The sequence below is a fragment of the Thiocystis violacea genome, from assembly GCF_016583575.1.
Lineage (GTDB): Bacteria > Pseudomonadota > Gammaproteobacteria > Chromatiales > Chromatiaceae > Thiocystis > Thiocystis violacea.
In genome coordinates, this window is the sequence record NZ_NRRG01000138.1 from 1 (window position 1) to 1804 (window position 1804).

The window sequence follows — 1804 nt, forward strand, 5'->3', positions numbered from 1 at the left end:
CCGGTGTGTTTGTCTACAAGTTCCAATGCGTCGGCAGACGCTTTCTGCTTGCGTACGAATACGACCCAGACACCCGGTGGCTGCTGTTGGTCGGTACGCATGAGAATTTCTATCGCGATCTGAAACGCTGAATGGGTCGTCCTCGTCGCGGAGCAATAAGGCACGGCGATCGACCCCACGCAGGATGGCATGCCGCAGGTATCGGGCGCTGACTCGTTGCGCGCATCTCGCAAGGAATATTCCGAAACGTGCCTGGTCAACGCCAACGGTCTAGGGCGTGTCATCAATTGTCTTCGTAGTGGGATTGTCCGCCCGGCCACGGTTCCAAGGCTCGGATCGACGCGGATGTCGCGCGACATCCTTAGGGGCGAATTCATTCGCCCCATTGGTTGCCGGGGTGTAGGGGCGAATGAATTCGCCCCTTGTATGTTCTGTTCTCAGGAATTGATAAGGAGAAGGGATAAACGGAGTTTATGAAGAGAGCCCGGGAAGCCGTTCGCCCCTGAAGCCTGGACGTGATGTTCAGAGCTTGCGTGTAGATGGGCTCCCCGCCCTCTTCGCCCATGCCGAAGAGTATCCGAGGCCGTGGACGGTGTTCGCGAGCCTGCCTACACAAGGTCGGTAGGCGAGGGTACAGGGTCGGGGAACCGGGAATGATGTTAGTGCCTGAGAGCCTGGAGAGACAGAACCATGAACACGGCCGGAATCGATGTCGCCCACAAGACCCTGGCGCTGGCCATCAGCACCGAGGAGAAGCTCGGCAAGGTGCGCGAGTTTGCCAACACGCCCAGCGGTCATGCGGCGCTGATCAAGGTCTTGCAGAGCGCACAGGTGGAGCGCGTGTGCCTGGAGGCGACCGGCAGCTATCACCTCGACCTGGCGCTGGCCATCGACGCGGCTGGCGTGCCGCTGATGGTGCTCAATCCGAAGGCCGCCAAGCGCTTTGCCGAGGCCCTGCTGACGCGCCACAAGAGCGATGCGGTCGATGCTGGGGTGCTGGGGCCGTTCGCCCAGCGCATGCCGTTCGAGCCGTGGCAGCGCCCGGGGGCCGAGGCCCTGGAGTTGCGCGCCTGTGTCCGGCGCCTGGAGGCGCTGGTGGCCGATCGCACGCGGGCGAAGAATCAACGGCACGCCCTGCGGCAAAGCACGACCACGCCGGCGGTGGTGCTGGAAGACGTGCGGCTGAGCATCCGCCAGTACGCCGACCAGATCGAGGCCCTGCGTGACTGGGCGGCTGGGCGCATCGCCGCCGACGCGGCGCTGGCCGAGGTCCATGGGCGGCTCACCAGCACCCCCGGCATCGCCGCCGCCAGCGCCATCGGGCTCATGGGCGAGCGGCTGGTGCTGCCCGAGGACAGGCGCGCCAAGCCATGGGTCGCCCTGGCCGGACTGGATCCGCGCCAGAGCACCTCGGGCACCAGCGTGAACAAAAAGCCGCACCTCAGTAAGGCCGGCAACGGCCACCTGCGCAAGGCACTGTTCATGCCCGCACTGAGCGCTGCGCGCCATGAGCCCCACGTCAACAACTACTACCGCCATCTCATCGAAGTGCGCGGGCTGAAGAAGATCCAAGCCGTCTGCGCGGTCATGCGCAAATTGCTGCATGCTATCCATGCCATGCTCAAGCACCGCCAGGCGTTCGACGGCCGCCGCTTTTGCCTGCTGCGCGAGGTCGCCCCATGAGCGCCGCCGGCAACAGACGCCAACGCACGACCCTCGGTCGGCCCGACAGCACGCGCGTGGCCGTCCCCGAGCAGCGATCACGGTGAGCGCGTTCAACAACGATAGCGCATTGAATTCCTAT

General features: G+C 64.5%; 2 protein-coding genes. Both read left to right on the plus strand.

Annotation, left to right across the window (positions count from 1 at the left end; translation table 11 throughout):
* Positions 1-131 (plus strand): type II toxin-antitoxin system RelE/ParE family toxin (locus tag CKO27_RS23795; RefSeq protein ID WP_200377348.1); only part of this gene is annotated, 131 nt, incomplete at its 5' end.
* A gap of 559 nt (positions 132-690) precedes the next feature.
* The gene (locus tag CKO27_RS23800; protein ID WP_200377391.1) at positions 691-1683 is read left to right on the plus strand and encodes an IS110 family RNA-guided transposase; all 993 of its coding nucleotides are present in this window, start codon (positions 691-693) and stop codon (positions 1681-1683) included.
* Positions 1684-1804: the final 121 nt, after the last annotated feature.